A 6145-nucleotide genomic window follows, 5' to 3' on the forward strand; every position below is an offset into this window, starting at 1 on the left:
TCAGTGCTTCCGTGGAGCCAGGTAGCTCAACCAGCGACGCTCGGCCAGCTTGAACAGGCGCACCAGGATGAACGTCAGGCACAGGTAGAACAGGCCCGCGGTGATATAGGCTTCGAACGGCAGGTAGTACTGGGCGTTCACCGTGCGCGCGGCACCGGTGATGTCGATCAGGGTAACGATGGAGGCCAGGCTGGTGGTCTGCAACATCATGATCACTTCATTGCTGTACTGCGGCAGTGCCCGGCGCAGGGCCGAGGGCAGCAGGATGCGGCGGTACAGCTTGTAGCGCGACATGCCCATGGCCTTGGCGGCTTCGATCTCGCCATGGGGCGTGGCCTTGAGGCTGCCGGCGATGATTTCTGCGGTGTAGGCACTGGTATTGATGGCAAAGGCCAGGCAGGCGCAGAAGGTTGCGCTGGACAGCCACGGCCAGAGGAAGCTCTCGCGTACCGCTTCGAACTGGGCCAGGCCGTAGTAGATCAGGAACAGCTGCACCAGCATCGGCGTGCCGCGGATCACATAGGTGTAGAGCCAGGCCGCGCCATTGACCAGCGGCTGCTTGGACACCCGCATCAGGCCCAGGGGCACGGCGGCGAGCAGGCCGAAGAACAGCGAGATCAGCAGCAGTTTGAGGGTGGTCAGCAAGCCGCCAAGGTACAGCGGCATGGCCTCCCAGATGACGTTGTAGTCGAAGATCATAGATCAGCCGCCTTTACGCCTACCGAGTAGCGCTTCTCAAGGTAACGCAGGGCCAGCAACGAGACGCTGGTGATCACCAGGTACATCGCCGCCACCGCGAGGAAGAAGGTAAAAGGTTCGCGGGTGGCATCCGCCGCCTGCTTGGCCTTGAACATCATGTCTTGCAGGCCCACCACCGAAATCAGTGCAGTGGCCTTGGTCAATACCAGCCAGTTGTTGGTAAAGCCGGGGATTGCCAGCCGGATCATCTGCGGCACCATCACCCGGAAAAACACCTGGAACGGGCTCATGCCATAAGCCATGCCCGCCTCGGCCTGCCCCTTGGGGATGGCCATGAAGGCGCCACGGAAGGTTTCCGAGAGGTAGGCGCCAAAGATGAAACCCAGGGTGCCGATACCGGCGGCCAAGGGGTTCAAGTCAATATAGTCGTCGTAGCCCAGTAGCGGCGCGACGCGGTTGAGCAGGTCCTGACCACCGTAGAAAATCAGCAGGATCAGCACCAGGTCGGGGATCCCGCGGATCACCGTGGAATACAGGTCGCCCAGCCACGCCAGCCAGCGGACCGGCGACAGGCGCAATGCAACCCCGATCAGACCCAGAACAATGGCCAAGGCCATGGACGACAAGGCGAGCTGAAGCGTCAACCATGCGCCATCGAGGATAACGGCCCCGTAGCCTTTCAACATGATTCAGGTCCTCGAAAAGGCGGATGAAAAAATGGCGCAAACTTCAGAGACCCTGGTGCTTGCGCCATTCTGGACAGACAACTGCGAAGGTTTACTTGGCGTCAGCGCCGTAAATATCGAAGTTGAAATACTTTTTCTCGATTTCTTTGTACTTGCCATTGGCGCGGATCGCAGCAATGGCTGCATTGATGCGCTCCAGGTTGGCCTTGTCGCCTTTACGCACTGCGATACCGATGCCGTCGCCGAAGTACTTGGCGTCGGTGAACGCAGGACCTACGAACGCGTAGCCTTTGCCCGCGTCGGTCTTCAGGAAACCGTCTTCGAGCAGGGTCGCATCAGCCACGGTGCCATCAAGGCGACCGGCAGCCACGTCCAGGTAGATTTCGTTCTGGGTGCTGTAAGGAACGATGGTCGCACCTTTAGGCGCCAGGACTTCCTTGGCGAAACGGTCGTGGATCGAACCGCGCTGTACGCCGATCTTCTTGTCCTTGAGCTCAACCAGGCTGTCGCTGACGGCAACGCCGCCCTTCATCACCAGGCGCGCCGGGGTCAGGTAGTAGCGGTTGGTGAAGTCCACGGACTTCTTGCGGTCATCAGTGATGGACATGGACGACAGAATCGCGTCGATCTTGCGGACTTTGAGCGCCGGGATCAGGCCGTCGAATTCCTGCTCGACCCAAGTGCACTTGACCTTCATCTCTTCGCACAGGGCATTGCCGATGTCGTAGTCGAAACCGACGATGTTGCCGTCCGGCGCCTTCGAGGCAAACGGAGGGTAGGCTGCTTCGATACCAATTTTCAGCGGCTTCTCTTCAGCGAAGGCTTGCATGGACAGCACGGACAGCGCCAGGGCGCCCAACAGCACGAGTTTCTTCATCTTGGGACTCCATCGGTATAGGACAAAAACAGCAGTATGAGCCATGGCCCACGATGCGACTGAGTGAAACCGAATAGCGGTGCTGCGTCCTACACCAGTTCAACACGGCGACGACGAGCGAGTGATCGGCATTCTAACGACAGGCCGGAAGCCGATATTTCCTCAATGCGACAACAATTTACAGAAGCACCGAGAAAGCGACTCCAACACATTGACAACCCCTGAAATTTATGCAGAGGCAAAAGATACTAAACCTATTAACGCTGCAAATTGCGGGCCTATTATTCGCAAACCCTTCTATCCCGGCAAGTGTAGCGTTTGATCTTATTTCGCCGGGCGTCTAAAACGGGCATTTTCGAGGCGCTGATGTAGCACTTTGCCTCATGTTTGGGCGCAAGGTTACACATTTGCACCGCTGGGTAACATTCAGAAATGCCCTACGAGATAAACCGATATTTATTGGCTTGCTGCTGAGAGCAGTCTGTCAGCCGCCAACTGCCACATTGCTGGTACTTCAAAGTGAATTCCCACAAAAAAGCCCCACCCGGCCTACACCGAATGGGGCTTGGTCCCATCAACCCGCTTACGCGGCGTTCATGGTCTTGTGGGTATCAATCAAATGCTGCACCACGCTTGGATCGGCCAGGGTGGAAATATCGCCCAGCCCGTCATACTCGGCCGTGGCAATCTTGCGCAGGATACGGCGCATGATTTTCCCCGAACGGGTCTTCGGCAGACCCGGTGCCCACTGGATCACGTCCGGCGAAGCAATCGGGCCGATCTCTTTGCGCACCCAGTTCTTCAGCTCCAGGCGCAACGCTTCGGTCGGCTCCTCGCCGTTTTTCAGGGTGACATACACATAGATGCCTTGGCCCTTGATGTCGTGAGGTACGCCAACCACTGCTGCTTCCGTGACTTTCGGGTGGGCAACCATGGCGCTTTCGATCTCGGCGGTGCCCATGCGGTGCCCGGAAACGTTGAGCACGTCATCCACGCGGCCGGTGATCCACCAGTAGCCGTCTTCATCGCGACGCGCGCCGTCGCCGGTGAAGTACATGCCACGGAAGGTCTTGAAGTAAGTGTCGACAAAACGGTCATGGTCGCCGTACAGGGTACGCGCCTGGCCTGGCCACGAATCGAGGATCACCAGGTTGCCTTCGGCGGCGCCCTCGATGATGTTGCCCAGGTTGTCCACCAACGCCGGCACCACACCAAAGAATGGGCGTGCCGCCGAACCCGGCTTGAGCGCGTGGGCGCCCGGCAATGGGCTCATCAGGGTCGCGCCGGTTTCGGTCTGCCACCAGGTATCGACAATCGGGCAACGGGATTGGCCGACGTTCTTGTAGTACCAGTCCCACGCTTCCGGGTTGATCGGCTCACCCACCGAACCCAACAGGCGCAGGCTGCTGCCGTCAGTGCCTTCGCAGGCGGCGGTGCCGGAAGCCATCATTGCGCGGATCGCCGTCGGCGCGGTGTAGAGGATATTGACCTTGTGCTTGTCGACGATTTTCCCGACCCGGGTTATATCCGGGTAGTTCGGCACGCCTTCGAACAGCAGCGTGGTAGCACCATTGGCCAGCGGGCCGTAGACAATATAAGTGTGGCCAGTGACCCAACCGACGTCAGCGGTGCACCAGTAGACTTCGCCCGGGCGGTAGTCGAACACGCGCTCGTGGGTCAGGGCCGCGTACAACAGGTAGCCGCCGGTGGTGTGCTGCACGCCCTTGGGCTTGCCAGTGGAACCGGAGGTGTAAAGGATGAACAGCGCTTCTTCCGCACCCATCTCTTTTGGCGCGCAGACAGTGCCCGCCACTTTCATCAGGTCTTCGTACCAGATGTCGCGATGCTGGTTCCACTTGATCTGGCCATTGGTGCGCTTACACACGATGACTTTCTGGATGCTGCTGGTTTCCGGGTTGGTCAGCGCGTCGTCGACGTTGGCCTTGAGCGGCACCTTCTTGCCGGCACGGATGCCTTCGTCAGCGGTGATCACCACTTTGGATTTGCAGTCGATGATGCGACCGGCCAGGGCCTCAGGCGAGAAACCGCCAAACACCACCGAGTGGATCGCACCGATGCGGGTACAGGCCAGCATGGCGACCACGGCTTCGGGAATCATCGGCATATAGATGGTCACCACGTCGCCGCGGTGCACATCCTGGCCACGCAGGGCGTTGGCGAACTTGCAGACTTGTTCATGCAGTTCACGGTAGGTGATGGTACGGCTCTCGGAAGGGTCGTCGCCCTCCCAGATGATCGCCGCGTGGTCGCCACGCTCGGCGAGGTGACGGTCCAGGCAGTTGTAGGAAACGTTGAGGGTGCCGTCTGCGAACCATTTGATATCGACATGGTGGTCGTCGAACGAGGTTTGCTTGACCGTGGTGAAAGGCTTGATCCAGTCAAGACGCTTGGCTTGCTCGCGCCAGAAGCCGTCGGGGTTGACCACCGACTGCTGGTACATGGCCTTGTAGGTCGCCTCGTCGGTCAGCGTATTGGCTGCTACTTCGGGGCGAACGGGGTACAGGGAAGCCGCACTCATCTTTCTTACCTCGGTGACAATAGTTGTTGTTGTATGCCCCTGTTTTAGCCGGGGTAGGCCTATAGAACCATTCGACGATGGTAGTAACAAGCCCCTACAAATTACCCTGATATCCCCTTGCAATGCTCTGGCTCGGGGCTTGTGGCGCTTTTCTCAGCCTCTAAAAAAACCTCTGTGGTGGATTGTTACGAAAACCGCCAAAAGTGTTTATCAAAAGCACGGGTATATGAATGCAACCCAGGCGCCTAAAATCAGCCTCGCCAACAAGGCACCGTGATTAACCAAGTTGCAGCCCCCACGAAGGCACGTTAATCCGAACTCACTACTCAAGTTACACACGTGGCCTCACAAGGGCCCCGTGCCCCCCTTCGACTGTAAAAAGGTAAATTGGAAATGAAAGCTTTATTAGTTATGGCCCTTGCCAGCCTGTGCGCCACCGCCGCCCTGGCCGACGAGATCCCGACTGACGTAGCCAGCCAGCACACCGCCATTGTTGAGGAATACACCTACTCCACCGATCTGGATATCGCCAAAGTGGTGTCCATGAGCGCCATCCCGAATGTCTGCGAAGTTGTTCCAGCGCGCATGGAATATGAAGACCACCAGGGCCAGCGTCATATTCTTAATTACAAAGTCATGGGTAATGGTTGCTCTAACGGTTAATAACTTAGTTAGTTAGAACTTAACCTGGCAATGTTCGCCGCAAGGAATTGTCCTTGCGGCAAAGAATCACCCGCAAAATCCTCGCCTTGCCCCCTGCTTCAAAAATCCCTCACCGCCCGTCAAAAAAATCCTACCCCGGCAAACCCTTGTAAACCCGTGCCCCGGCCGGAAATACCCTCATTTTGCCCCTCGACTGAGGCTATCCGCCGCAACACAAAGGCAAATTTTTCCCTATAATGCGCGGGTAAATCGGGCCTGCAATATCCCTTTACATGGGATAACGAGCCAGACCTGAGGCCCCGCAGGAGTACGACACTGTCGCTCCGCCCCTCAGGCCTCAAGCAGAACACCCGTAGCCCTATTCCGTTTAGTGCCTGCGCGAGCTGTTGCAACAAACGATTCCTTAAAGATCCACCGCGGCCCTTGGGCCGTGTGAACACCCAACCATCCGGTTTCACACGGGCACCATTGGCCCACACGCAGGAGACGACACGTCATGCTGAGCTGGGACGAATTCGACAAAGAAGAAGAAGGCGAAGTAGCCGCTAAAGGCGCCAACGCCGGCCACGCCACCGAAGCCAACATGGACCGCCTCGACGGTGCCGGCGCTGCCGCTGCCATCGAAGCCCGCGCCGTCACCGCCAACGACTCCGCCGCCATCGTGCGCGCCAAGGCTGCCTT

General features: G+C 58.3%; 5 protein-coding genes and 1 pseudogene. 2 read left to right on the forward strand and 4 right to left on the reverse strand.

The genetic code is table 11. The annotated features are described in order from the left end of the window. The 4 genes from HBO24_RS10665 to acs all read right to left on the reverse strand — a co-directional run bounded on the left by HBO24_RS10665 (window position 1) and on the right by acs (window position 4801). A complete protein-coding gene (locus HBO24_RS10665; protein ID WP_029294436.1) occupies window positions 1-699 on the reverse strand; it encodes an ABC transporter permease in 699 nt (232 codons plus the stop codon). Then, the gene (locus HBO24_RS10670; protein WP_029294434.1) at window positions 696-1385 is read right to left on the reverse strand and encodes an ABC transporter permease; all 690 of its coding nucleotides are present in this window, start codon (window positions 1383-1385) and stop codon (window positions 696-698) included. Before HBO24_RS10670 ends, HBO24_RS10665 begins: the two co-directional genes overlap by 4 nt. A 91-nt stretch (window positions 1386-1476) precedes the next feature. Further along, a complete protein-coding gene (locus tag HBO24_RS10675; RefSeq protein ID WP_170059670.1) occupies window positions 1477-2262 on the reverse strand; it encodes an ABC transporter substrate-binding protein in 786 nt (261 codons plus the stop codon). Between the two features lie 583 nt (window positions 2263-2845). Then, on the reverse strand, window positions 2846-4801 hold the full coding sequence (acs, locus tag HBO24_RS10680) for an acetate--CoA ligase (RefSeq protein WP_057439717.1): 1956 nt from the start codon (window positions 4799-4801) through the stop codon (window positions 2846-2848). Window positions 4802-5194: 393 nt separating this feature from the next. Between acs and HBO24_RS10685 the strand changes: the two genes are divergently transcribed. Continuing rightward, window positions 5195-5464: a DUF2790 domain-containing protein gene (locus HBO24_RS10685; RefSeq protein WP_057444078.1), complete on the forward strand. Its 270-nt coding sequence runs from the start codon at window positions 5195-5197 to the stop codon at window positions 5462-5464. A gap of 496 nt (window positions 5465-5960) precedes the next feature. Continuing rightward, window positions 5961-6145, forward strand: a pseudogene (locus HBO24_RS10690) (ribonucleotide-diphosphate reductase subunit beta); the annotation flags it as partial.

Source organism: Pseudomonas sp. WS 5410 (assembly GCF_012985645.1).
In the GTDB taxonomy this organism is placed as follows: Bacteria; Pseudomonadota; Gammaproteobacteria; order Pseudomonadales; family Pseudomonadaceae; genus Aquipseudomonas; species Aquipseudomonas shahriarae.

Bases quoted from the DNA above. Each gene is read 5' to 3' on its own strand.
- acs (WP_057439717.1), bottom strand. From the start codon at position 4,801: ATGAGTGCGGCTTCCCTGTACCCCGTTCGCCCCGAAGTAGCAGCCAAT.
- HBO24_RS10665 (WP_029294436.1), bottom strand. From the start codon at position 699: ATGATCTTCGACTACAACGTCATCTGGGAGGCCATGCCGCTGTACCTT.
- HBO24_RS10685 (WP_057444078.1), top strand. From the start codon at position 5,195: ATGAAAGCTTTATTAGTTATGGCCCTTGCCAGCCTGTGCGCCACCGCC.
- HBO24_RS10670 (WP_029294434.1), bottom strand. From the start codon at position 1,385: ATGTTGAAAGGCTACGGGGCCGTTATCCTCGATGGCGCATGGTTGACG.
- HBO24_RS10675 (WP_170059670.1), bottom strand. From the start codon at position 2,262: ATGAAGAAACTCGTGCTGTTGGGCGCCCTGGCGCTGTCCGTGCTGTCC.